The sequence below is a fragment of the Allomesorhizobium aridi genome, from assembly GCF_043769475.1.
Classification (GTDB): domain Bacteria; phylum Pseudomonadota; class Alphaproteobacteria; order Rhizobiales; family Rhizobiaceae; genus Allomesorhizobium.
In genome coordinates, this window is the sequence record NZ_CP171729.1 from 2,500,438 (window position 1) to 2,522,817 (window position 22,380).

Here is a 22,380-nt window from a genome sequence, read left to right on the forward strand (position 1 = left end):
TTAACCCCAGCGCGACAAAGTGGGGTCGGGTACCGCATGGGGTTGCGGCTTTTCGGGTCGAGACGGGCGTATGAGAGCGGAAATGAAGGGATTTGAGGCGGGCCAGATCGAAGGCGCCCCCATGCGCCGCAGACCGCGCCGTCTGTCCCAGCTTTTCGCGCAGCTTTCGCGCGACGCCAATGGCCGCGTCACGCTGGGCTCCATCCGAGACGCGCTCGGTGACCGCAGCTTCGCCGCTCTCCTTGTGTTGTTCGCCGCCTTCAACCTTCTGCCGCTGCCGCCCGGCGCATCAGCCATTCTCGGCCTGCCGCTTCTGATCGTCTCGGCGCAGATGATGTATGGCAGCAAGCGCGCCTGGCTGCCGCGCTTCGTCGCCGAGAAATCGCTGCCGGCCGAGCAGTTCCGCTCGATCATGGAGCGGGTGGTGCCGCGTCTCGTCCGTCTCGAGAGATACATCACTCCGCGCTACTGGCCGTTCTGGCGTCGGCGCGGCGACCGCATCATCGGCACGATCGCATTTCTGCTGGCGGTCGTCGTGACCTTGCCCATTCCGCTCGGTAACTGGCTGCCGGCCTTCGCCACCACCCTTCTTGGCCTGGCGCTTTCTGAGCGCGACGGCATCCTGTTTGCTGTAGGCAGCGTCGTCGCCATGGCGTCTATCGCCGTCATCGTCTTCGTCATCGGCGCGGCCGGCGCCGCCACCCAGGCCGTCCTGGGATGGATGATTTAAGCGCGCGGTAAGGCTGCGGTGCGATAGTTCGGATCATTGCCCATCGAAGGGCTGACCAAGAACCATCGCTCGCCCGCCGTGATGAAACGAAATCCGAAATCCCAATCGATCGTCGTGGTGACCGAAGGCGGCCCGCATGTTTGGGCGATCGTCAATGCCGTCACGGATAGGCTCGGGCCGGTGACGGTCATTCTCGAAACGCCGGAATCGAAAGCGCAACTTTTGCGGCGGCGGGCTCGCAGACAGGGATGGCTGCAGGTCTCCGGTCAAATCGGCACGATGCTTTTGACCCGGCTTGGCAAGCGGTTCCTCGTCGGCCGCGCGGAGAAAATCGTCGCTGAAAACGGGCTGGAGACCGCGCCGCGCGCAGGCCAGGCTATCGTCCAGGTGCCTTCGGCCAATTCGCCGGAATTCCTGCAGGCGATCGAGGCGGCCGCGCCGAAAGCCGTGCTGCTTGCCGGCTGCCGGATGTTGTCGCGAAAAACACTCGCCGCCATCCCCTGCCCGGTTCTCAATTACCATGCCGGCATCACCCCGAAATATCGCGGCATGAATGGCGGCTACTGGGCGCTGGCGACCGGCAACGCCGAGAATTTCGGCGCGACGGTGCATCTTGTAGACGCCGGGGTAGACACCGGCGCCGTGCTTTATCAAGCGCGCGGCAGGCCGGAAACGGGCGACAATCTGATGCTCTACCCGCTGCGGCTTGCGGCCCTCTCCCGCGAAATCTGCGTTTCAGCAATCAAGGACGCGCTTGCTGGAAAGATGCGTCCAATCGAAACCGGCCTGCCGTCCAGGCAGTGGTATCACCCGCCGGTCTGGAGCTATCTGTGGACGGGACTGACGAAGGGCGTGTGGTAAGGCGTCTGGCGGCAGGGCATTTTCTATGACACTGTAATCTGCATTGCGAGATCAGGTGATATGAACCAGATGACCCGCCTCAGTGTCCGCTTCACGCCGGCAGAGCGTCAGTTGCTCGAACGCGCGGCCGAACTGGCGCATATCAGCCTCAGCGGGTTCATTCGGAGCAAGGCGGTTGAAGCCGCCGAACTGGAGATCACGGGTCGACGCGTCCCCGTCATCGCCGCCGACCGCTGGGAAGCGTACGAGACGCGAGCCAAGCTCTGATCCGAAACGCAGCATGATCGTCCGCACGGTCGACCTCGATCGGGCCGGTTCTAGCTGTTCCTCTTGCCTCCCCGCCCTGCGTCGCATTTGAATGCCCGCGCGTCGTCCCATAACAAGCAGCGCAAACACGCATGCGGCAATGCTCCAGACAGATGAAGCCTGACCGGGAAGCGACTCTGACTTTTCGGGATCATGCTCTAAATCGAGTGAGTTGAATGGCCGACCTGATCATCGTCTACTGGCGCGATATCCCCGCGCAGGTCATCGTCAAGAAGGGCCGGCAGAACGCCAAGCGCGAACTGCCGCTGCGCTTCACCGAGGCGATCGACATGGCGGCCATGCGGTCTGGCGCGGCCGAAACGGACGCCTATCTGGCGGAATGGCGCAAGGCTGATCCGGTGCCGGTCAGCGACGATCTGGAAGCGGAGGCGACAAAGGCGGCGGCCGACATCGATGCGCAATATGACCGGGAGCGACTGGTCGCTCTCGCCAAGGCAGGCGGCAAGGCAGATGTCTGACACCCAGCCGATTTCCACCACGGCCGCCGGGCCGGCGAACGGCGCGCAAGTCGTGCCGCCCGCAGCTTCCGGCGGCGTGACCCAGGCCACGCTGGTCAAGCAGGCGGCGCCCAAGACGGCCTACAAGCCGGCCGACGTGTCGCCGCAGCGGCGCGTGCAGCGCTCCTATTCGGTGCGGCTGTGGGCGGTGCGCCACAGCAGAGCGCTGGAATGGTTTTATGCGCGCTTCGCCGACATTTTCCTGCTCCTCCATCCGCTCTGGAACAAGATCGGCTACAGCCGCGTCGAGGCGCCGGTCACATTCGTCGAGAAACGCGTAAAAGGTCTTCTGTTCGACTGCCGCATGTGCGGCCAGTGCATCCTGTCATCGACCGGCATGTCATGCCCGATGAACTGCCCCAAGCAATTGCGCAACGGCCCTTGCGGCGGCGTGCGCGCCAACGGCAATTGCGAGGTCGAACCCGACATGCCCTGCGTCTGGGTGAAGGCCTGGGAGGGGTCACGCAACATGGTGCATGGCGACGCGATCCTCAATGTGCAGAAGCCGGTCGACCAGTCGTTGCGCGAAACCTCGGCCTGGTTGCGCGTGACGGCGCAGGCGGCTGCCGCCCGCGAAGCAGCCAAAAAGCAGGTTTCGGCATGATGGGCCGTCAGCGCGACGAGAACCCCGCCGGCATCGACCTGCCGCTCGACCCCCTGCCCGGCCACTCCTCGCGCGGTAGGCTGGAGCGGGTGCTGAGGCGCGGCGAATTTGCCGTCACGACCGAACTCAACCCGCCGGACAGCGCCGATCCCGAAGACGTCTACAACCGCGCCAAGGTCTTCGACGGGTGGGTGGACGCCATCAACGCCGTCGACGCCTCCGGCGCTAACTGCCATATGTCGTCGGTGGGCATCTGCGCGCTGCTGACGCGCATGGGCTATGCGCCGATCATGCAGATCGCCTGCCGCGACAAGAACCGCATCGCCATCCAGGGCGACGTGCTGGGTGGCGCGGCCATGGGCGTCGCCAACATGCTCTGCCTGACCGGCGACGGCGTGCAGGCGGGCGACCAGCCCGGCGCGAAGCCGGTGTTCGATCTCGACTGCATGTCGCTGCTCGAAACCTGCCGCATCATGCGCGACAACGGCAAGTTCCTGTCCGGCCGCAAGCTGACGACGCCGCCGCAGATCTTCCTCGGCGCCGCGATCAATCCCTTCGCGCCGCCCTACGATTTCCGCCCCTACCGGCTGGGCAAGAAGATCGCCGCCGGCGCGCAGTTCGTGCAGAGCCAGTATTGCTTCGACGTGCCGATGTTCCGCACCTACATGAGCCGAGTCCGCGACCTGGGCTACACCGAGCAGTGCTTCATCCTGTGCGGCGTCGGGCCGCTGGCCTCGGCCAAGACCGCCAAATGGATCCGCTCCAACGTACCGGGCATCCACATCCCCGACGCGATCATAAAGCGCCTGGAAGGCGCCCAGGACCAGAAGAAGGAAGGCAAGCAGCTCGCCATCGACATCATCAATGAGGTCAAGGAGATACCGGGCGTTTCGGGCGTGCATGTGATGGCCTACCGGCAGGAAGAGTATGTCGCCGAGATCGTCGATGAATCGGGCGTGCTGAAAGGCCGCCAGCCGTGGAAGCGCGAAATCCGCCGCGACGACCAGATGGTCGCCGAACGCCTCGACCACATCCTGCACGACGACATCACGGAGACGCAGACGGACCTGGTGAAAACCGCGCATTGAGCGCGGACCGGCCACCATTCGCTTGAATCAAAATAGATAACGATATAAAGAAGTCTTTATATCTTTTGGAGAGATCACATGACCCGCACGATCGTCGCCTCGGCAACTAGGGAAATCGTCATCGGCTTTGACCAGCCCTTCTGCGTGATCGGCGAGCGCATCAATCCGACAGGCAGGAAGAAACTCGCGGCGGAAATGATCGCGGGCAATTTCGAGACCGTCATCAAGGACGCGCTGGAGCAGGCCGCGTGCGGCGCGACGATGCTCGACGTGAACGCCGGCGTGACCGCGGTGGACCCGAATGCGACGGAGCCGGGGCTTCTGGTGCAGACGCTGGAGATCGTCCAGAACCTGGTCGACCTGCCGCTCTCGATCGACAGCTCGGTCTCGGCGGCGATCGAGGCGGCGCTGAAGGTCGCCAAAGGCCGTCCGCTGGTCAATTCGGTGACCGGCGAGGAGGAAAAGCTCGAGGCGATCCTGCCGCTGATCAAGAAATACAATGTTCCGGTCGTCGCCATCTCCAACGACGAGACCGGCATTTCCATGGATCCGGACGTGCGCTTCGCGGTGGCGAAGAAGATCGTCGAGCGCTGCGCCGATTTCGGCATTCCGGCGCATGACGTGGTCGTGGACCCGCTTGTCATGCCGATCGGCGCGCTGGGCGACGCCGGCCGCCAGGTGTTCGCGCTGCTCCGGCGGCTTCGGGAAGAACTCAAGGTCAACACCACGTGCGGCCTGTCCAACATTTCGTTCGGCCTGCCTCATCGTCATGGCATCAATGCCGGCTTCATCCCGATGGTGATCGGCGCGGGCATGACCTCGGCCATCATGAACCCGGTGCGGCCGCAGGAAATGGAAGCGGTACGTGCCGCAAACGTGCTGAACGGTACTGACCGCGATTGCACAAACTGGATCAGGACCTACAAGGACTACAAGCCTGGCGATGGCGGCCACGCAGTGGCGGCGCCGACCCAGGTCAATGCGCCGGGCGAAGGCGGAGCCAATGGCGGACGCCGCCGCGGCGGCCGCGAAGCGCGGATGGCGCGGGGGTGATCGGATAGGATTACGCCCTACGTTGCGGAAGAGCGCAGCGTACGAACCCCGGAAAAGCAGCATGCAATGAACCCGCCGCCCAACATAACCGACCCACTGGTCCTGTTCATGCCATCCGGCAAGCGCGGGCGGTTTCCGGTCGGCACGCCTGTCCTCGATGCGGCGCGCTCGCTCGGCGTTTATGTCGAGAGCGTGTGCGGCGGGCGGGCGACGTGCGGGCGCTGTCAGGTCGAGGTGCAGGAAGGCAATTTCGCCAAGCACAAGATCGTCTCGTCCAACGATCACATCTCGCCGAAAGGCGCCAAGGAAGAGCGCTACGAGCGCGTTCGCGGCCTGGCCGATGGCCGCCGCCTTTCCTGCTCTTCCATGGTTCTTGGCGATCTGGTGATCGATGTCCCGCAGGACACCGTCATCAACGCGCAGACCATCCGCAAGGCCGCGACCGATCGTGTCATCGAGCGCAATGCCGCGGTGCAGCTCTGCTATGTCGAGGTCGACGAGCCCGATATGCACAAGCCGCTTGGCGACCTCGATCGCCTGAAGGCGGCGTTGGAGAAAGACTGGGGCTGGAAGGACCTGCTGGTCTCGCCGCACCTGATCCGGCGGATCCAGAAAATCCTGCGAACCAAACTGCCGGACCAGCCTGAGCTGAGCGAAGGCAAATGGGGCGTCACGGCGGTCGTCCACCGCGACATGGATTCGTCACGGCCCTTCATCATCGACCTGTTCCCGGGGTTGAAGAACGAAGCCTACGGCATTGCCTGCGACATCGGCTCGACGACGATCGCCATGCACCTGGTCTCGCTTCTGTCGGGCCGCATCGCCGCTTCCTCCGGCGCATCGAACCCGCAGATCCGCTTCGGCGAGGATCTGATGAGCCGCGTTTCCTATGTGATGATGAACCCGGACGGCCGCGAGGCGATGACGCAGGCGGTGCGCGAGGCGGTCAACGGGCTGATCGGCAAGGTCTGCCAAGAAGGCAATGTCGACCGCCACGACATTTTCGACTGCGTCTTCGTCGGCAACCCGATCATGCACCATCTGTTCCTCGGCATCGATCCGACCGAACTCGGGCAAGCCCCCTTCGCGCTGGCGGTTTCCGGCGCGCTGCAATACTGGGCACACGAGATCGACATCGACGTGAACCGGGGTGCGCGGCTTTATCTGCTGCCCTGCATCGCCGGCCATGTCGGGGCGGACGCCGCGGGCGCTACGCTGTCGGAAGGCCCCTATCGCCAGGACAATATGATGCTTCTGGTCGATGTCGGCACCAATGCCGAGATCGTGCTCGGCAACCGCGACCGCGTGGTAGCCGCCTCCTCCCCGACCGGCCCGGCCTTCGAAGGCGCCGAGATATCCTCCGGCCAGCGTGCGGCCCCCGGCGCGATCGAGCGGGTGCGCATCGATCCGGAAACGCTGGAGCCCAAATACCGCGTCATCGGCTCGGAACTGTGGTCGGACGAGCCAGCCTTCGAGGAAGCCGTTCAGGCGACAGGCGTCACAGGCATCTGCGGCTCGGCGATCATCGAAGTGGTCGCGGAAATGTATCTTTCCGGGATAATTTCCGAGGACGGCGTCATCGACGGCGCTATGGCCGGGAAAAGCCCGCGCATCATCCAGAACGGCCGGACCTTTTCCTATCTGCTGCGCGACGGCGAGCCCCGGCTGACGGTGACCCAGAACGACGTGCGCGCCATCCAGCTAGCCAAGGCCGCGCTCTATGCCGGCGTCAAGCTTCTGATGGAAAAGCAGGGCGTCGACCATGTCGACACGATCCGCTTTGCAGGCGCCTTCGGCTCCTTCATCGATCCGAAATACGCGATGGTGCTGGGGCTGATCCCCGATTGCGACCTGGCCGAGGTCAAGGCTGTCGGCAACGCCGCCGGCACAGGAGCGCTCATGGCGCTGCTGAACCGCAGCCATCGCCGCGAAATCGAACAGGCGGTGAACCGGATCGAAAAGATCGAGACTGCGCTCGAGCCGAATTTCCAGCAGATCTTCATCAACGCGATGGCGCTGCCCAACAAGATCGATCCGTTCCCGAAGCTTGCGAGCCAGGTGAAGCTGCCGCCGAGAAAAACCGTCAGCGAAGACGGCGTCGCCGGCGACGCGACACCGCGCCGGCGATCGCGCGAGGACCGCGACGCGCGGCGCTCGAGGGGATAGCAGGCGTCGGGGGCCGAGAGCCTCGTTCAACTCGTTTGCACATGAATGTGTCCCGCCGCGCATACGCGCTGTGCAGCCAGCGTGAAACGGCTCACATTCAAATTTTTCCCAGTCGGCTACCGAGGGACCTGCTTCGCCCAGCACGCGGAGCAGAGACTGCGGTTTCCCGCGCCCCGGGGGAACCGCGCATCACAAAGCTCATCGGAGGCCAACATGTCGATACTCGACGAGATCGCCCGGTTTGGCGAGGCGTTGAAAAAAGCCCGCCGCTACCGACAGACCATCCGTGAAATCAACGCCTTGCCGCCTGAAATCCAGAAGGATATCGGCTGGCCGGCCAGCCGTGCCGCGCAAAGCGGCAGCCATTTCCGGTCGGCTTTCTGGAAGTCGCTGCGCTGAGAAGCCTGGCGCATCCTGGATCGGCCCGCCGGTGCAACTCATTTGCATGCGAATGTTTCAGCTTTGAAACCAAAAGGGTTTTCGCTGAAATCGTCCTGAAACATTGCTGGTGCATTTGATCCTCCGCCGTCGCGCGGAAAAGGTCAGTGGCGGCGGCATTCGAGGGAGATTTGCCATGTCTATATTCGATGAGATCGGACGCTTCGGCGCAGCGCTCAAGAAAGCGCGCCGCAACAGCCGGGCGATCCGCGAAATGAACGCGCTGCCACCGGAGTTGCAGAAGGATATCGGCTGGCCGGCGGCCCTGGACGCACGAAGCGGCGCACACTTCCGTTCGGCCTACTGGAAATCGCTGCGCTGAGGCTTTTCGGGGCGCGCGCCACACAGCGCGCGCGCCCCGAGAGCGATCAGAACTTGCCGGTCTCGCGGAACACCTCGAAGGCGACGCGGATATGGTCGGCGGCGGCCTTTACCGGCGCTGACGCGTCGGGCGAGATGAACATCGCCAGGCTATAGCTGCCGATCTCGGGCAAGCCGTCCTTCGGTCCGAGTTCGACCATGTCGCAGCCGAGGAAGGACTTCGGCAGCGGCGCGATCGCGAGATCGGCCAGGATGGCGGAGCGCTGGCCGGTCGTGTGGGCGCTCATATAGGCGACGCGGTAGTTGCGCCCTTCCCGCCCCAGCGCCTCGAGCGCGCCGGCCCGCCAGGCACAGCCCTCTTCCCACATGGAAACGGGCAGCGGCTCGCGCATGTGGGCGCATCCGCCCTTGGCGCCGGCCCAGACGATCGGCTCGGTCAGCAGCACCTCGGCCCCGGACATCGAGTTCTTGTAGGAATTGGTGACCAGCGTGATGTCGAGCGCGCGGTCGTCCATGCGGCGGCGCAAATTGACGCTCTGGTCGATGGTGACGTCGACGGCGATCGAGGGATGGGTCTGAGCGAAACGCTTCAGCACGTGCGGCAGGACGCGCTCGCCATAGTCGTCCGGCGAGCCCAGCCGCACGACGCCGGTGATGTCGGGCACGATGAATTTGGAGACGGCCTCGCGGTTGACTGCAAGCAGCCGCCGCGCATAGCCGAGAAGCATTTCGCCGTCCGTGGTGAGCGCCACCGAACGCGCATCGCGCGAAAACATCGAGCGGCCGAGAATGTCCTCGAGCTTCTTGATCTGCATGGAGACGGCCGAGGGCGTGCGGAACACCGCATTGGCGGCGGTGGTGAAGCTGCCGGTCTCGGCGATGGCGACGAATGTGCGCAGCACGTCGAGATCGAGCAGTGGCAGGGGGTGATTGAGCGGGGCGTTCATCGCGTCCGGTCCCTTCAAATTTTCTGATCGAAACCATCATTTCATTTCGTTTGATTGAACATCAGTTCGGGCGGATAGTCAACAGCGTCGAAAGGGTCCTGGACCAAGACCGGGGCCGAAAACCAAGGAGACCGACATGTCCATCCTCTCAACCATCGGCCGCTATGCCGCCGAATACAGCGCCGCCCGCGCCCGCTATCTGACCGAACGGCAGGTTCGCTCCCTGCCTACGGAAATCCAGAAGGATATCGGCTGGCCCGACGTCTATGCGACGCCCCACGCGACGCGCCTTCATTCCGGCTCATGGGCCGGAGACAAGTAAACATGTGCGAGCAAAACAGAACCCGCCGGAATGCTCAAATGCTTCCGGCGGGTTTTTTCTTGCCCGGACTTGAGCCGCAAGACGAGCATCCAGCCATGCGCTGCGCGCATGACGCATCTGAACCAGCCGCATAGCTGGTTAATTTGTCCACCAAGACATTGTTTTTGCTAAACTTTAAGACGAAAGGCATGCCGCGATGTCGCAATCGATGTCGCATTTCATATCAAGCGCTTCGCTTTCGCCGCTTATTTTTACTGCAAATGCCAACTATATCAGCATCGTCAAAACGAGCTGCCCCACTCCATCAAGCGAAGGCACCCCGTGTAACCAGAATGCATGGAGAAGTGTCATGAAATTCCTGTCCCGCATGTTCGGCAAGCGCCGCGAAATGAACCTGACCACCGCGCTGGAGCGCCAGCGCCTCGACCGCACGATGCCCGGCCAGTCCGGCGCGGTCGCCGCGGCCCGTCTCGGCTTTGTCGCCTGACCTGAACACTGCTTCCCGTCGAATAGCGCCGCCGTCTTGACCCCCGCAGGTCAGGGCGGCGGTTTCGTTTTGGCCGGCCGCAGAGGTCCGCATACATGGCCGAAGCCTAATTAGCCGGATTGCGACCCAGTGTCGCAAATAAAGTTGCGCTGTGGCTGCCTAGCCGATTGACAGCACTGGCTTTTCCTGATGACGCTAGCCCGATCGCGACATCCTGTTCGCGCCATCAGGTTTGCGTGAGGGTTCCTTGAACGCCGTAAAGCATCCGATCAAGCGATCGCTGGTCTTCTTCCTCGTTCCCGATTTCACCATGATCGCCTTTGCGACGGCGCTCGATCCGCTGCGGTCGGCCAACCGCATGCTGGGTTACGAGGCCTACCGCTGGCGGCTGGCGAGCTACGACGGCAAGCCGGTGCGCGCCTCGAATTATGTCGAATGCGCGGTCGACACGTCGCTTGAGGAAGAGCGCAGGAAGATGTCCGGCCCCGACCGGCCGTCGATGGTTGTGGTGTGCAGCGGCCTCAATGTCGAAAGATACCAGAACCGCTCGGCCTTTGCCTGGCTGCGCGAGGAATACAATCGCGGCGTTGCGATCGGCGGGCTTTGCACCGGTGCGCACATATTGGCCGCCGCCGGCCTCCTGTCGAACAAGCGCTGCGCCATCCACTGGGAAAACCTGCCGGGCTTTTCGGAAGCCTTCCCCAAGGCCAATGTCTTTGCCGACCTGTTCGAAGTCGACCAGAATATCTACACCTGCGCCGGCGGCACCGCCGCGCTCGACATGATGCTGAAGCTGATCGGCGACGACTTCGACGACAATCTGGTCAACCGCGTCTGCGAGCAGGTGCTGACCGACCGTGTCCGCAGCCCGACCGACCGCCAGCGGCTGCCGCTCAGGGCGCGTCTCGGCGTGCAGAACTCCAAGGTGCTGACCATCATCGAACTGATGGAGGCGCACCTGTCGGAGCCGCTGTCGCTGATCGAGATCGCCGACCATGTCGACCTGTCGCGCCGCCAGATCGAACGCCTGTTCCGCACCGAGATGGGCCGCTCGCCGGCGCGCTACTACCTGGAGATCCGCCTCGACCGCGCGCGGCATCTGCTGGTCCAGTCGTCGCTGCCGGTGGTGGAGGTGGCGGTGGCCTGCGGCTTCGTCTCGGCGTCGCATTTTTCCAAATGCTACCGCGAGCTTTATGCCCGCTCGCCGCAGCAGGAGCGGATTGATCGCAAGCAGCTGCTAGCGGCGTAGAGATCAGCACCGCTCCGTTTGCGACAGGGCGATCGCATTTGGAACCTGTTTGCAGGCGAAGCACGGTCGCCGCGGGTTCTGCATCGCTTTTGACTTCCGACAAGGCGAGGCATGGATTCCCGACACTCTCCGCTTCGCTTCGCTCGCCTCGAGGTCGGGAATGACGGACTTCCTTTACCGCCTCGGCCAGTCGCCAGCGGTTGAGATTGGCGGAGACGAAAGTGAAATCCGTCATTCCCGACCTCATGAGCGAGCGAAGCGAAGCGGAGAGTGTCGGGAATCCTGTGTGTTTGTTTTGGCGTATGGTGAGCGCGGGAAGGAGGCCGTGGGAATCCTGGTCGTCGGGTTTTGCCCGACAGGCCGCGGCATGGCTCGGCTCCCCTCCCGCTTCGAAACCATCAACCTGAACAGTTGCACGAGGCTGCTGCACAGACCTCGCACCACAGGAAGAGGCACGGTGATGATACAGCATAACTACATCGGTTGCGACATCTGCAAGGACATGCTCGACGTGTTCGATCCGTCCAGCCGCAGCTTCCGGCGGCTCGCCAACCGGGCCGGGCCGATCGAGGCTTTCGCGGCCGGACTTGCGCCGGGGCGCGATTTCGTCGTCTTCGAGGCGACCGGCGTCCACGACCGGCTGTTGCGCCACGCCCTGGCCGAGGCCGGCATCGCCAGCACCAGGCGCAACCCCGTCCAGACCCGCCGCTTCGCCGAGGCCGGCGGGCTTCTGGCTAAGACCGACAAGCTCGACGCCCGCATGCTGTCCGACTACGGCCGCCGCTTCACCCCGGCGCCCGACCAGCCGCCGTGCCGCCAGCGCGAGCGCATCGCCGCCTTGGCGCGCCGCCGCGACCAGCTCGTCGAGGCCCGCGCCCGCGAGGCCAGGCATCTCGGCGAAGCCTTCGATCCCGACGTCATCGCCGACATCGAGGCGGCCGTCGCCTGCCTCGCCAAGCGCATCGCGACCATCGAGGCGGTCATCGCAAGCGCCATCGCCGAAGCCGACGCCGCCACCGCCGCCACGTTCGCCATCCTGCGCTCGGCCCCCGGCGTCGGACCCGTCACCGCGCTCACCCTCATCGCCCATTTGCCCGAGCTCGGAGGCCGTTCGCCCAAAACCATCGCCAGCCTGGCCGGGCTGGCGCCGCGCAACAACGATTCGGGAACGCGGCGCGGCCGGCGCCCCATCCGCGGCGGCCGGCCGCGCGTGCGCAAGGCGCTCTATATGGCGGCGCTCGGCGCCATCCGCGCTGCGCCGCGCTTCAAGGCCTTCTACAGCGCCATCGCCGCCCGCTCCGGCTCCAGGAAACTCGCCGTCATCGCCGCAGCCAGAAAGCTCCTCACCATCCTCAACGCCATGCAACGCGACCAGAAAGCATATGCCTGAAACACAGTTGCCATGCCTCAACGCAGAGGCCGCCAGAGTCCTCTCAGGCAAGGACACCCGGCGAACCGTTCGCTCACACCTGATCTGCAGCCATATGCGATTACCTGCCGTAAACAGGGCGAGGGAAGATCAGCTCAATGTGCTTCCACGCTGCGCATCGCCTCGACGCGGATTTCCTCCGTCAGCCGCGCCTTCAGCACCGAAAATTCCGGGCTTGTCTTGATCGTGTAGTGGCGCGGATGCGGCAGGTCGACGGCCACGTCGGACTTGATCCTGCCCGGCCGGGCGCTCATCACCAGAACGCGCGACGCCATGAAGATCGCTTCCTCGATGTCGTGGGTGACAAACACCACGGTTTTGCGCTCGCGCTCCCAGATGCCGAGCAGGAGTTCCTGCATCAGCCCGCGTGTCTGGTTGTCGAGCGCGCCGAAGGGCTCGTCGAGGAGCAGAATTTCCGGATCGTTGGCCAGCGCGCGGGCGATTGCCGTGCGCTGCTGCATGCCGCCGGACAATTGCTTCGGCCAATGGTTTTCGAAGCCTTTCAGCCCGACCTTGTCGATGTAGGAGGCGACGATCTCGTCCTGCTGCCTGCGCGGCAAGCCCTTCTCGCGCAGGCCGAAGGCGATGTTCTGCGCCACCGTCAGCCACGGGAACAACGTATAGGACTGGAAAACCATGCCGCGGTCGCGGCCGGGCCGCGTCACCACCCGCCCGTCGAGCTTGACCTGGCCTGTGCTCGGCTGGTCGAGACCGGCGACGATCCTGAGCAAGGTCGATTTCCCGCACCCTGACGGGCCGAGGATGGTGATGAAATCATTGGCGGCGACCCGGAGATTGGCCGGTTCGAGCGCCCGCACCGGCTCCCCGCCGTGCACTCCCGGAAAGGTCCGGGAGAGGTTTTCAACGACGAGCTTGCTCATGCCAGCCTCCAGGGGAAAAGCCAGCGGTTGAGCGCCTTGAAGGCGAAATCCGAGATCAGGCCGATGATGCCGATGACGATGATGCCGAAAATGATCTGTCCGGTCGCCAGCAGCGCCTGGCTGGCGATTATCATGTAGCCGATGCCTGAGGAGGCGCCGATCAGCTCGGCGACGATGACGTAGGTCCAGGCCCAACCCAGCACCAGGCGCAGGATCTCGGCGATCTCCGGGGCATTGGCCGGCATCATGACCCGCCTGACGATGGCTGAATCGGTGGAGCCCAGAGTATAGGCAGCTTCGACGAGTTCGCGCCTGGTGTTTCCGACTGCGACCGCAACCATCAGGATGATCTGGAACACCGAACCGATGATGATGACGAGCAGTTTTTGCGTCTCGCCGATGCCGGCCCAGAGGATGAGGAGCGGAATGAAGGCGGATGCCGGCAGGTAGCGGGCGAAGGAGACGAACGGTTCGAAGAATGCCTCGACCGGTTTGTAGGCGCCCATCATGATGCCGAGCGGCACGGCGACGATCGTCGCCAGCACGAAGCCGCCCACCACGCGCCAGATCGTCATGCCGATGTCGAACAAAAAGCCCTGCTCGGTGAGCAGGTTCCAGCCGTCGGCGAGCATGGTCAGCGGGTCGGCGAGGAAGGTCGGCGAGACATAGCCGCCGAGCGTCGCCACCGACCATCCGGCGATGAAGAGGACGAAGAAGGAGACGCCGAGCACGAACCGGGCCGCTTGTCCGACGGGCTGCAGGGGACGGAACATCAATAGGCTCGCTTTTAAGCTGAAGTCGCGAATGACCTGAAATCCAAAGGCCGCGCTGCTGGCGCGGCCTTCGAACAGGAGAAGGCGAAAACGGCGTCAGTTTGCTCCGACCACGCTCTTGTCGATGATGCCGTCGATGTCCGGCACTTCCTTGATGACGCCGATCTCCCTCAGGAGAGCCCCGGCTTCCTTGGAAAACGCCTGCAGTTCGCCCGAGAAGAACTTCTTGTTCTCCTCCGGCCCCTGCCAGCGCAGATACTGCGCCGACTTGCCGAACTGCTCGCCCGACTGCTTCACGTCGGCGCCCATGATCCGTAGGCCTCGGCCTGCTCGGCCGCGATGAATTCCAGCGCCTCGAAATAGCTGGCGGCGAGTGCCTTGGCGGCATCCGGATTGGCCTCCAGAAATGCCGGCGCGCAGCCGACCGTGTCCATGATCATCGGATAGTCGAGGGTGGTGGCGATGATCTTGCCGGCTTCGGGTTTTTCGCGCACGCTCGACAGATAGGGCTCGTAGGTCATCGCGGCGTCGGTCTGGCCGGCGAGGAAGGCCTGCGCCGCCGGTCCCGGCTCCAGATTGACGACGTTGACGTCCTTGACCGACAGGCCGTTCTTGTTGAGGAACCAGGCGAGCGTGAAATAGGGCGCGGTGCCGGGCGCCGAAGCGGCGACGGACTTGCCCTTCAAATCCGCGATCGAGTTGATCTCGTTGCGCACCACCATGCCGTCGGCGCCGTAGGATTTGTCCAGCTGGAAAATCTGCTTGGCGGGCACGCCATTGGCGTTCCACACGACCCATGTCTCAACCGTCGTGGCGGCGCACTGAATGTCCCCCGACGCCATGGCGAGGTGGCGGCTGGCCTGCGGGATCTTCTTCAGCGTGACGTCGAGCCCGTGCTTCTCGAAGATTCCGGTTTCCTTCGCCAGCGTCAGCGGCGCGAAGCCGGTCCAGCCGCTGAGGCCCAGGGTCAGCGCCGTATCGGCCATAACAGGCAGCGGCGTGCCGATTGCAAGCGTCATTGCGGCGCCGAAAATTGCGCTCTTCTTCATGGGAGTTCCCTTCTGATTGGTTCGCCTGCGATTTGTCAGGATGGCCGCGCGATTGTCAACGCGCTCGCCAGGCTGCCGTGGCGTCAGCCGGCGACACTAATGCACGCTCACCGGTCCTCCCACATCCACGAGCGGTCGCGCCAGAGCTTTTCGCCGATCATGCAGTCATAGGCTGGGGTGGCCTGCGCCAGTTGCACCGACGGATGTGCGGCTTCGTCGGCAGCCGGGCCGCCGGCCAGTTCCAGCACCAGCTTGCGGCGCACGGCTTCGGGAAATTGCGACCAGTCGTTGACCGGGACCATGAAGGCGCCCGACCCGCCGATCACGCAATCCTTGTAATAAAGGTCGAGATCATCGACGTCGTAGGCGCTGGCGAGGCCGCCATTGGTCATCAGCGGCAGACCGTTGATGGTGATGCCCTGCGCGATCAGCGCGTCGCGCGCGCCGGTCACCGGCGAACCCTGGTTGTTGGGCCCGTCGCCGGAAATGTCGATGACCCGCTTCACGCTTTGAAAGCCGCTTTCAGCGAAGAGATCGCCGCCGAATTCCAGCGCACCGGATATCGAGGTGCGCCGCGCGCTGTTGGGCGGCCTGGCCGAAAGCTGGCGGACAAAGCGCTCGGCGTCGGACCGGGTCGCGATCGCCGTCCACGGCACGACGATATGCTGCGTGGTCGAGCCCGCCCATTCGACATAGGTGACCGCGATCCGGCCGTGCACGCCCTGGGCTATCGCCTCGAGAACGCGGTCATGGGTGAGCGCCGCGGCATAGCCCTGGCGCTGGATCTCCAGCTCGTCGGGGGACATGGACAGGGAGACGTCGACGGCCAGCACAAGCTCGATGTCGACCTGCTCGGCGGCTTGGGCCTGGGGCGCAAGAAGAAGGCCCAGCGCAAAAGCTGCGCTGCCTAGAAGACTCGGCCATTGGGAAACCGGGCGAGACATGCCGGAAGGGTACGCGAAAAACGCAAAATGAAAACCCGCCCGGCGGAATTTGCCGGTGCGGGCTTTCACGATTTTGCGAGCGGGCGCGCGTCCTTCGAGGCTCGCTGCGCTCGCACCTCAGGATGAGGGCGGTCGGCGCATTTACCGATCGCGGCGATCAAGTCCGCGGTTTCAGGTTCTCCGGATCGTAGAGCGGCTTGTAGCCTATCGCCGCCACTTCGACCGGAAAAGTCTCGCCGAAATATTCGACCGTCAGCTTGCGGCCTTGCTGGCAATAGTCCCATGGCAGATAGGCGAGCGCGATGTTCTTGCCGATGGTCGGGCCATAGGCGACCGAGGTCGTGAAGGATCGGCGGCCGAGTTCGTCGACCAGGGTCTCGCCTGTTTCGGGATCCAGCACGGGCATGACGCCGACCGGATAGCGGGCGACACCTTTGGAATCGCGATCGTTCGTCATGACCAGCGTGCACAGCATCGCCGGCTGATGTTCGCGGGCGCGGTATTCCAGATGCTTCGCCTTGCCGCAAAACTCCGCCTCCTTGACCTTCGGGCGGGCGAGATCGGCCTCCAGCAGATTGTACTCGGTCAAAAGGTCCGCATTCTGCAGGCGCAGGCTCTTCTCCATGCGGCGGCTGTTGGCGTAGGTCTCGACGCCGAATGGCATCACGCCGGTCGACCGCAACGCGTCCCAGACGGCAAGGCCGTCCTCGTAGCGCATATGGAGTTCCCAGCCCTGCTCGCCGACATAGGAGATGCGGAAAGCGGTGACGTCCTTGCCGGCGATCCTGACAGATTTGATCGCGGCGAAGGCAAAGTTTTCGGGCGAAAGCCCGTCCGGGTCCTCCACGACTTGTCTCAGCGTCGTGCGCGCGTTCGGACCCCAGATGCCGATAGTGACGTATTTTTCGGTCACGTCGGTGACGGTGACGTCAAAACCTTTGTCTTCGGCCACGCGGCGGATGTAGTGGAAGTCGCGCGGCCCAGCGTCCGCCCCGTCGATGACGCGGCAGCGGTCTGCCATGCGGATCACCGTCAGGTCGGCGCGCACCATGCCCTCATCGTCGAGAAAATGCGTGTAGATGCCCTTGCCGATATTGGCATCGCCGCCGATTTTTGCCGCGCACAGCCACTCCATCAGCGCGACATGATCCGGGCCTTCGACGTCGATCATGGCGAAATGCGACAGGTTCACGATACCGCAATCCTCGCTCATTGCGAGATGTTCGGCATTGGAGACGCGCCAGAAATGGCGGTTGTCCCACTCGTTTCCGCGCACCGGCACGCGGTTGCCGTATTTCTCGAGCAGATGCTCGTTGGCGGCGTAGCCATGGGCGCGCTCCCAGCCGCCGAGTTCCATAAAATAGCCGCCGAGTTCCTTCTCGCGCTCGTAAAAGGGCGAGCGGCGGACGTTGCGGCCCTTGGAAAAAGGCTCGCGCGGATGGACCGCAGGATTGTAGACCTTCATCGCCGTTTCGGTGCAGCGATCGTGGATGAACTGCTCCTGCGTCTGGTGCGGATAGAAGCGCGCATAATCGACACCGTGATTGTCGACCGATGTCCTGCCGTCGGTCATCCAGTCAGCGATGAGCTTTCCGGCGGCCGGTCCGTCCTTGACCCAGATGGCCACGGCATACCACAGGCCCCTCACCTTCTGGCTTTCGCCGATGGAGGATGCGCCGTCCGTGGTCACTTGCAGAAGCCCGTTGAAGGAATGGCTTTCATTGTAGCCGAGTTCGCCGAGAATCGGCGTGAGTTCCATGGCGCGTTCGAGCGGCGCAAGGATCTGCTCCATGTCGAGGTCGCGCTGCGACGGCGACAGCCGGGATTGGTCCTTCTCCAGGATCTCGCGCGGATGCACCAGGCGCGGATTGGTCTCCTCGTAATAGCCCCACTCGATCTGGCCGCCCTCGGCGGTCCTGGGGTCGCCGGTGTCGCGCATGTAGGCGGAATTGCCCTGGTCGCGCAGCAGCGGCCAGCCAATCTCCTTGCCGGTGCCGGCGAATTCATTGTACGGGCCGAAGAAGGTGAGCGGATGGTCGATCGGCATGACCGGCAAATCCTCGCCCGCCATTTCTGCAATGAGCCTGCCCCAGATGCCGGCGCAGACCACCACATAGTCCGCCATGATCGTGCCGCGGTCGGTCACCACGCCCTTGATGCGGCCGTTCTCGATGACGAGCGACCTGGCCGGCGTGTTGGCGAATGCCTTGAGCTTGCCGGCGGCTTCGGCCTGGTCGACCAGCTTTCCGGCGACCGTCTGCGAACGCGGGATGACGAGGCCGGCATCGGGGTCCCACATGCCGCCCTGCACCATGCTCTCCTCGATCAGCGGGAATTTTTCCTTGATCTCGGCGGGATCGATGAGGCGCGCGCTGGTCCCGAACGCCTTTGCCGAGGCCACTTTGCGCTTGATCTCCTCCATGCGGGCGTCGTCACCGACGCGGGCGATCTCGAGGCCGCCGATGCGCGCGTAGTGACCCATCTTCTCATAAAAATCGATGGAGTAGAGCGTCGTCCAGCAGGACAGGAAATCGTGGCTGGTCGTGTAGCAGAAATCGGAAGCGTGCGCCGTCGAGCCGATGTCGGTCGGGATGCCGGATTTGTCGATGCCGACGATATCGTCCCATCCGCGCTCGATCAGGTGATGGGCGACCGATGCGCCCACAATGCCGCCCAGCCCGATGATGACGACTTTCGCCTTTGACGGAAACTCTGCCATTTGCCCGCGACTCCGAGATGTTTTGCGGCCGGACTATAAGGCAGCGGCACGGCGCAATTGAAGCCTGTTTGCGACACGCAGAAAACGGGCCGCGACCATGGGCCCGAGAGTCGCCCAGCGGGTTAATCTTAACGGAACGTCAACGGCTCCGGTTAACTCTTTGCCGGGCTTTCGATGCTAGGAAAGGTTGGGGTGGGGAGGCGAAGACATGAGCATTGCGGCGCAGCAGGGAAAGACTGCCGGACGGGCGGCGTGGAGCGCATCGCCGCTGATCGTCATGGGCCTGATGCTTGCGCTCGTGCCGGTTCTGCTCCTGTTTCCGCTGCGCGTCCCTATCGGGCCGATGTATTGGGACGTCTTCATCTACTACGACGCCGCCAACAGGATCTTCGACGGCCAGGTTCCGGTCAATGATTTCTTCACGCCGGTCGGGCCGCTCGGCTACTATCTTTTCGCTGGCTGGCTCGCTTTGTTCCCGAACGGCGCGCCGACACTCCTGGCGCACTGGTCGCTGCTTGCGGTCACCGCGCCGCTGATGGCGCTGGTCATCTGGCATATCGAAGCTCGATCCCGCACGACAGCCTATGCATTGCTGATCCCGTTCCTGATCTTCGCGCTGCTGCCGTTCAACAGCCGTGAGTTCTACCCGTTTCCGGGCTCGGACGGCTTCGGCATCTACAATCGTCAGATCTGCCAGATGCTCTATGTGCTGGTGGCGGCGCTGATGTTCGTGCGCAGCCCGAGGCTTCTGGCGCTGATAGTCGCAGTGGCGATGACCGTGCTGTTTTTCCTGAAGATCACCGGCTTCGTGTCGGGCGCGATCATTTGCCTGTTCGCCTTCATGGCCGGCCGCGTTCCGCTCCGCTATGCGTTAGCCGCCGCTGGCGCCTTTCTCGCTGTGCTGGCGCTGCTGGAACTCACCTCCGGGCTGGTCAGCCATTACATCAACGACATACTGGCGCTGGTCGCTATCAACAGCGGCAGCCTGGCGCCACGCTTCCTTCAGGCGATGTCGCACACATTCGGCGTACTCCTGCCCAGTGGAGCGCTGATCCTGCTCCTGCTCTGGTCCGGCCGCGAAAAGCTCGCCGTCCGGCTCTCCGCGATCCGCGCCGAGCGCAGCACGGCTTCAGTGGCAAAATTCCTCGACAACGACGCCTTCTGGCTTGCGGTAGTACTTTTCGCCGGCGTCACCTTCGAGACGCAGAACACCGGCAGCCAGGCGATGATCTTCGTCTGGCCGGTTATCCTTTCGATCGTGACGCGGTCCGGTTCGCTGATGGCAAAGCCGAAACTGCTCATCGCGACCTTCGTCCTTGCTGCGGCCGTGGCGCTGCCGCCGGCCATCAACACGATCGAGCGCGCGGCGCGCGCCTATGCCGGGTCGGTCAAGAATTTCCCGCTGGAGCACGCCAATCTGAAGTCGCTGGGCGCGGTCACCATGCGCGGCGATGTTCTGGAGCGTTCTCAAAAGATGATCGATTTCTATCCGGCCCACCGACCCGTCTATGAAAAAATCGTGCAGATGGGCGAACTGCCGAGCTTCGTCCTTTATTCCGATTTCGATTTCCAGATCACGCATCTTATGGCGATAGACCGCGCGATCGACAGCATCAAGGCACTGGAAGCAAAGAACGGCGTGCGCTTCGAGACGATCATGGCGCTGAACTTCGTCAATCCTTTCCCGTGGCTGATGGACAGGAGCGCGCCGGAGCATGTCGCCATCGGCGCCGACCCGATGCGCGCAGTGCCGCCGCCCGGACCACTGGTTGCCGATTCCATTCGCGAAACGGATCTGATCCTGCACCCGAAATGCCCGCCGACCACGGCGAACGCAGCGCTTCTGGAGCTCTATGCGCCAATGATTGCCGATCATCGCAAGATCGCGCTCGACGCCTGCTACGACGCCTATGTGCATCCGAAGTTTGCGGGAATGCTGGATTAGGCTTCTTGTTTCAAGTCGGCGCGGGAAAAATCGTTGCCCTTGTAAAGAAGCGGAACGCCGCGGCTCTTGGCGAGGCGTAGGAGAGGCAGTCGGCGAGGTTGAGTTGCGCGGGATGGCCGCGGCCCTTGCCGAATTCTGCAACTGCAGCAACTGCGATCGGCCCGTGTTCCGCTTCGATGGGAATGATCGCAACCCTCGATTCGTTAAGAAGCGTTTCGATTTCTCTCAGGGCCGTCCCCGGATCGGTCCGGAGCTTGGTTGTAAGGCGCATTGCGGCTTCCAGCACAACCAAAGCCGACGTGATCGGGAAAGACGCGTTCTCAATACTTTTCAGGAATTCGCCGGCATCCTCCTCGTCAGAAAGTATCGCGACAATGGCCGAAGTATCCACGAACACTATTCGTGTCCCCACATCGCGTCGATCTCGTCCTTGGTCATGTCGCGACCGCCGGGTTTGCTTGCGGCCCGGAGCCGTTCGACTATTGGCCGGACGCGCTCAGCAAGCGGCCGTTCATCCTTCCGTCCGAGTTCTGCCTGGAGTGCGCCGATCACTGCGTCATCCAGGGAAAGCTTACGCTCCTCTGCAAGCCGTTTGGCCAATTCGTAAGCCTTAGTGTCCGTTCCAAAAAGAGTTGAGTGATTTCAGCAGGTTGTGATTCCGTCGGATTTGCGAGATTCGATGGAGATCACGATGGCCTGGACTGAAATCACCCGTGCGCATTATGAGCGGCGTTGCGCCCGTTACGCAAGCGATCTGACCGATGCGGAGTGGGCGCTGATTGCGCCGATGATGCCGTCGGCGAACCGCATCGGCCGGCCGCGCAAGACGGACCTGCGCGAGGTCGTGAACGCACTTCTTTACCTCGCCTCGTCGGGCGGCGCGTGGCGATTGCTGCCGAAAGACTTCCCACCCTTTTCAACGGTGCAGAAGTACTTCTATCGCTGGCGTGAGGAGGGCCTGTTGCGGACCATCAGCAACAGCCTCGTCATGGCGGCGCGCGAGGCCGAGGGTCGGGAAGCGAGTCCGACGGCGGGCGTGATCGACAGCCAATCGGTCAAGACCACGGAAAGCGGCGGAATTCGGGGCTTCGACGCAGGAAAGAAGATCAACGGGCGCAAGCGTCACATCGTTGTCGACACCATCGGGCTGATGGTCGGTCTCGTCGTCCATGCCGCCGATATCCAGGACCGGGACGGCGCACCGGCTGCCCTCAAGACCATTCTCGAACGCTGGCCGTGGCTGCGACACGTCTTCGCCGACGGCGGCTATGCCGGGCCGAAGCTTAAGGGCGCGATGCAAAAGATCGGCACGTTCACCCTGGAGATCGTCAAGCGGACGGACAAAGCCAAAGGCTTCGAGGTCCTGCCGCGCCGCTGGGTCGTGGAGCGCACATTCGCATGGCTGGGGCGATGCCGCAGGCTGGCTAAGGACTGGGAGAAATCCATCGCCTCCGCAGAAGCCTGGTTATACGTCGCCCACATTCGCCTGCTCACACGCAGGCTCGCAAGAGCTTGATATCAAAACATCGCTTTTTGATTCAGGCTCTTAG

General features: G+C 63.4%; 23 protein-coding genes and 1 pseudogene. 16 read left to right on the plus strand and 8 right to left on the minus strand.

What is annotated here, in order from left to right; translation table 11 throughout:
- Nucleotides 1-82: 82 nt before the first annotated feature.
- The 10 genes from ACG873_RS14345 to ACG873_RS14390 all read left to right on the plus strand — a co-directional run bounded on the left by ACG873_RS14345 (nucleotide 83) and on the right by ACG873_RS14390 (nucleotide 8,086).
- A complete protein-coding gene (locus ACG873_RS14345; protein WP_394892557.1) occupies nucleotides 83-730 on the plus strand; it encodes an exopolysaccharide biosynthesis protein in 648 nt (215 codons plus the stop codon).
- A gap of 81 nt (nucleotides 731-811) precedes the next feature.
- On the plus strand, nucleotides 812-1,591 hold the full coding sequence (locus ACG873_RS14350) for a formyl transferase (RefSeq protein ID WP_394893509.1): 780 nt from the start codon (nucleotides 812-814) through the stop codon (nucleotides 1,589-1,591).
- 60 nt (nucleotides 1,592-1,651) lie between these two features.
- Entirely contained in the window at nucleotides 1,652-1,858 is a 207-nt protein-coding gene (locus ACG873_RS14355) for a DUF6290 family protein (protein ID WP_394892559.1), read from the plus strand.
- 215 nt (nucleotides 1,859-2,073) lie between these two features.
- Nucleotides 2,074-2,376 carry a virulence factor gene (locus ACG873_RS14360; RefSeq protein WP_394892561.1) on the plus strand — a complete coding sequence of 101 codons (303 nt, stop codon included), beginning with the start codon at nucleotides 2,074-2,076 and terminating at the stop codon, nucleotides 2,374-2,376.
- A complete protein-coding gene (locus ACG873_RS14365; RefSeq protein ID WP_394892563.1) occupies nucleotides 2,369-3,019 on the plus strand; it encodes a methylenetetrahydrofolate reductase C-terminal domain-containing protein in 651 nt (216 codons plus the stop codon). The genes ACG873_RS14360 and ACG873_RS14365 overlap by 8 nt, the downstream gene beginning before the upstream one ends.
- Nucleotides 3,016-4,107 carry a methylenetetrahydrofolate reductase gene (locus ACG873_RS14370; RefSeq protein WP_394892565.1) on the plus strand — a complete coding sequence of 364 codons (1,092 nt, stop codon included), beginning with the start codon at nucleotides 3,016-3,018 and terminating at the stop codon, nucleotides 4,105-4,107. Before ACG873_RS14365 ends, ACG873_RS14370 begins: the two co-directional genes overlap by 4 nt.
- 78 nt (nucleotides 4,108-4,185) lie before the next feature.
- On the plus strand, nucleotides 4,186-5,160 hold the full coding sequence (locus ACG873_RS14375) for a methyltetrahydrofolate cobalamin methyltransferase (RefSeq protein WP_394892566.1): 975 nt from the start codon (nucleotides 4,186-4,188) through the stop codon (nucleotides 5,158-5,160).
- A gap of 66 nt (nucleotides 5,161-5,226) precedes the next feature.
- Nucleotides 5,227-7,326 carry an ASKHA domain-containing protein gene (locus ACG873_RS14380; protein ID WP_394892568.1) on the plus strand — a complete coding sequence of 700 codons (2,100 nt, stop codon included), beginning with the start codon at nucleotides 5,227-5,229 and terminating at the stop codon, nucleotides 7,324-7,326.
- 213 nt (nucleotides 7,327-7,539) lie between these two features.
- Entirely contained in the window at nucleotides 7,540-7,725 is a 186-nt protein-coding gene (locus tag ACG873_RS14385) for a hypothetical protein (RefSeq protein ID WP_394892569.1), read from the plus strand.
- Nucleotides 7,726-7,900: 175 nt separating this feature from the next.
- The gene (locus ACG873_RS14390) at nucleotides 7,901-8,086 is read left to right on the plus strand and encodes a hypothetical protein (protein WP_394892570.1); all 186 of its coding nucleotides are present in this window, start codon (nucleotides 7,901-7,903) and stop codon (nucleotides 8,084-8,086) included.
- Nucleotides 8,087-8,132: 46 nt separating this feature from the next.
- Here ACG873_RS14390 and ACG873_RS14395 read toward each other — a convergent pair whose 3' ends face one another.
- The gene (locus tag ACG873_RS14395) at nucleotides 8,133-9,032 is read right to left on the minus strand and encodes a LysR substrate-binding domain-containing protein (protein ID WP_394892572.1); all 900 of its coding nucleotides are present in this window, start codon (nucleotides 9,030-9,032) and stop codon (nucleotides 8,133-8,135) included.
- Between the two features lie 136 nt (nucleotides 9,033-9,168).
- On the opposite strand from ACG873_RS14395, the gene ACG873_RS14400 reads away from it, so the two are divergent.
- The 4 genes from ACG873_RS14400 to ACG873_RS14415 all read left to right on the plus strand — a co-directional run bounded on the left by ACG873_RS14400 (nucleotide 9,169) and on the right by ACG873_RS14415 (nucleotide 12,480).
- A complete protein-coding gene (locus ACG873_RS14400; protein ID WP_394892573.1) occupies nucleotides 9,169-9,354 on the plus strand; it encodes a hypothetical protein in 186 nt (61 codons plus the stop codon).
- A gap of 349 nt (nucleotides 9,355-9,703) precedes the next feature.
- On the plus strand, nucleotides 9,704-9,841 hold the full coding sequence (locus tag ACG873_RS14405; protein WP_394892574.1) for a hypothetical protein: 138 nt from the start codon (nucleotides 9,704-9,706) through the stop codon (nucleotides 9,839-9,841).
- Between the two features lie 310 nt (nucleotides 9,842-10,151).
- A complete protein-coding gene (locus tag ACG873_RS14410) occupies nucleotides 10,152-11,090 on the plus strand; it encodes a GlxA family transcriptional regulator (protein WP_394893511.1) in 939 nt (312 codons plus the stop codon).
- A gap of 460 nt (nucleotides 11,091-11,550) precedes the next feature.
- Nucleotides 11,551-12,480, plus strand: a complete 930-nt coding sequence (locus ACG873_RS14415) for an IS110 family transposase (RefSeq protein ID WP_394886544.1) — start codon at nucleotides 11,551-11,553, stop codon at nucleotides 12,478-12,480.
- A 134-nt stretch (nucleotides 12,481-12,614) separates the two neighbouring features.
- Here ACG873_RS14415 and ACG873_RS14420 read toward each other — a convergent pair whose 3' ends face one another.
- From ACG873_RS14420 to ACG873_RS14440, 5 genes and pseudogenes are all read right to left on the minus strand, one after another.
- Entirely contained in the window at nucleotides 12,615-13,400 is a 786-nt protein-coding gene (locus ACG873_RS14420) for an ABC transporter ATP-binding protein (RefSeq protein WP_394892575.1), read from the minus strand.
- Nucleotides 13,397-14,173 carry an ABC transporter permease gene (locus ACG873_RS14425; RefSeq protein WP_394892576.1) on the minus strand — a complete coding sequence of 259 codons (777 nt, stop codon included), beginning with the start codon at nucleotides 14,171-14,173 and terminating at the stop codon, nucleotides 13,397-13,399. Before ACG873_RS14425 ends, ACG873_RS14420 begins: the two co-directional genes overlap by 4 nt.
- 96 nt (nucleotides 14,174-14,269) lie before the next feature.
- Nucleotides 14,270-15,222 (minus strand): annotated as a pseudogene (locus ACG873_RS14430) (ABC transporter substrate-binding protein).
- 107 nt (nucleotides 15,223-15,329) lie between these two features.
- Nucleotides 15,330-16,166, minus strand: a complete 837-nt coding sequence (locus tag ACG873_RS14435; protein ID WP_394892577.1) for a DUF1194 domain-containing protein — start codon at nucleotides 16,164-16,166, stop codon at nucleotides 15,330-15,332.
- A gap of 157 nt (nucleotides 16,167-16,323) precedes the next feature.
- Nucleotides 16,324-18,885, minus strand: coding sequence for a GcvT family protein (locus ACG873_RS14440; protein WP_394892579.1), 2,562 nt, complete (start codon nucleotides 18,883-18,885; stop codon nucleotides 16,324-16,326).
- Nucleotides 18,886-19,093: 208 nt separating this feature from the next.
- On the opposite strand from ACG873_RS14440, the gene ACG873_RS14445 reads away from it, so the two are divergent.
- Nucleotides 19,094-20,830, plus strand: a complete 1,737-nt coding sequence (locus ACG873_RS14445; protein ID WP_394892581.1) for a hypothetical protein — start codon at nucleotides 19,094-19,096, stop codon at nucleotides 20,828-20,830.
- A 10-nt stretch (nucleotides 20,831-20,840) separates the two neighbouring features.
- Here ACG873_RS14445 and ACG873_RS14450 read toward each other — a convergent pair whose 3' ends face one another.
- Both ACG873_RS14450 and ACG873_RS14455 read right to left on the minus strand, forming a co-directional pair.
- Entirely contained in the window at nucleotides 20,841-21,221 is a 381-nt protein-coding gene (locus ACG873_RS14450) for a PIN domain-containing protein (RefSeq protein ID WP_394892582.1), read from the minus strand.
- A gap of 5 nt (nucleotides 21,222-21,226) precedes the next feature.
- Nucleotides 21,227-21,430, minus strand: coding sequence for a type II toxin-antitoxin system VapB family antitoxin (locus ACG873_RS14455; protein WP_394892585.1), 204 nt, complete (start codon nucleotides 21,428-21,430; stop codon nucleotides 21,227-21,229).
- A 91-nt stretch (nucleotides 21,431-21,521) separates the two neighbouring features.
- On the opposite strand from ACG873_RS14455, the gene ACG873_RS14460 reads away from it, so the two are divergent.
- Nucleotides 21,522-22,346 carry an IS5 family transposase gene (locus ACG873_RS14460; RefSeq protein WP_394885740.1) on the plus strand — a complete coding sequence of 275 codons (825 nt, stop codon included), beginning with the start codon at nucleotides 21,522-21,524 and terminating at the stop codon, nucleotides 22,344-22,346.
- Nucleotides 22,347-22,380: the final 34 nt, after the last annotated feature.

Coding starts and splice junctions, on each gene's coding strand:
- ACG873_RS14345 (WP_394892557.1), top strand. CDS start 83: ATGAAGGGATTTGAGGCGGGCCAGATCGAAGGCGCCCCCATGCGCCGC.
- ACG873_RS14350 (WP_394893509.1), top strand. CDS start 812: ATGAAACGAAATCCGAAATCCCAATCGATCGTCGTGGTGACCGAAGGC.
- ACG873_RS14355 (WP_394892559.1), top strand. CDS start 1,652: ATGAACCAGATGACCCGCCTCAGTGTCCGCTTCACGCCGGCAGAGCGT.
- ACG873_RS14360 (WP_394892561.1), top strand. CDS start 2,074: ATGGCCGACCTGATCATCGTCTACTGGCGCGATATCCCCGCGCAGGTC.
- ACG873_RS14365 (WP_394892563.1), top strand. CDS start 2,369: ATGTCTGACACCCAGCCGATTTCCACCACGGCCGCCGGGCCGGCGAAC.
- ACG873_RS14370 (WP_394892565.1), top strand. CDS start 3,016: ATGATGGGCCGTCAGCGCGACGAGAACCCCGCCGGCATCGACCTGCCG.
- ACG873_RS14375 (WP_394892566.1), top strand. CDS start 4,186: ATGACCCGCACGATCGTCGCCTCGGCAACTAGGGAAATCGTCATCGGC.
- ACG873_RS14380 (WP_394892568.1), top strand. CDS start 5,227: ATGAACCCGCCGCCCAACATAACCGACCCACTGGTCCTGTTCATGCCA.
- ACG873_RS14385 (WP_394892569.1), top strand. CDS start 7,540: ATGTCGATACTCGACGAGATCGCCCGGTTTGGCGAGGCGTTGAAAAAA.
- ACG873_RS14390 (WP_394892570.1), top strand. CDS start 7,901: ATGTCTATATTCGATGAGATCGGACGCTTCGGCGCAGCGCTCAAGAAA.
- ACG873_RS14395 (WP_394892572.1), bottom strand. CDS start 9,032: ATGAACGCCCCGCTCAATCACCCCCTGCCACTGCTCGATCTCGACGTG.
- ACG873_RS14400 (WP_394892573.1), top strand. CDS start 9,169: ATGTCCATCCTCTCAACCATCGGCCGCTATGCCGCCGAATACAGCGCC.
- ACG873_RS14405 (WP_394892574.1), top strand. CDS start 9,704: ATGAAATTCCTGTCCCGCATGTTCGGCAAGCGCCGCGAAATGAACCTG.
- ACG873_RS14410 (WP_394893511.1), top strand. CDS start 10,152: ATGATCGCCTTTGCGACGGCGCTCGATCCGCTGCGGTCGGCCAACCGC.
- ACG873_RS14415 (WP_394886544.1), top strand. CDS start 11,551: ATGATACAGCATAACTACATCGGTTGCGACATCTGCAAGGACATGCTC.
- ACG873_RS14420 (WP_394892575.1), bottom strand. CDS start 13,400: ATGAGCAAGCTCGTCGTTGAAAACCTCTCCCGGACCTTTCCGGGAGTG.
- ACG873_RS14425 (WP_394892576.1), bottom strand. CDS start 14,173: ATGTTCCGTCCCCTGCAGCCCGTCGGACAAGCGGCCCGGTTCGTGCTC.
- ACG873_RS14435 (WP_394892577.1), bottom strand. CDS start 16,166: ATGTCTCGCCCGGTTTCCCAATGGCCGAGTCTTCTAGGCAGCGCAGCT.
- ACG873_RS14440 (WP_394892579.1), bottom strand. CDS start 18,885: ATGGCAGAGTTTCCGTCAAAGGCGAAAGTCGTCATCATCGGGCTGGGC.
- ACG873_RS14445 (WP_394892581.1), top strand. CDS start 19,094: ATGAGCATTGCGGCGCAGCAGGGAAAGACTGCCGGACGGGCGGCGTGG.
- ACG873_RS14460 (WP_394885740.1), top strand. CDS start 21,522: ATGGCCTGGACTGAAATCACCCGTGCGCATTATGAGCGGCGTTGCGCC.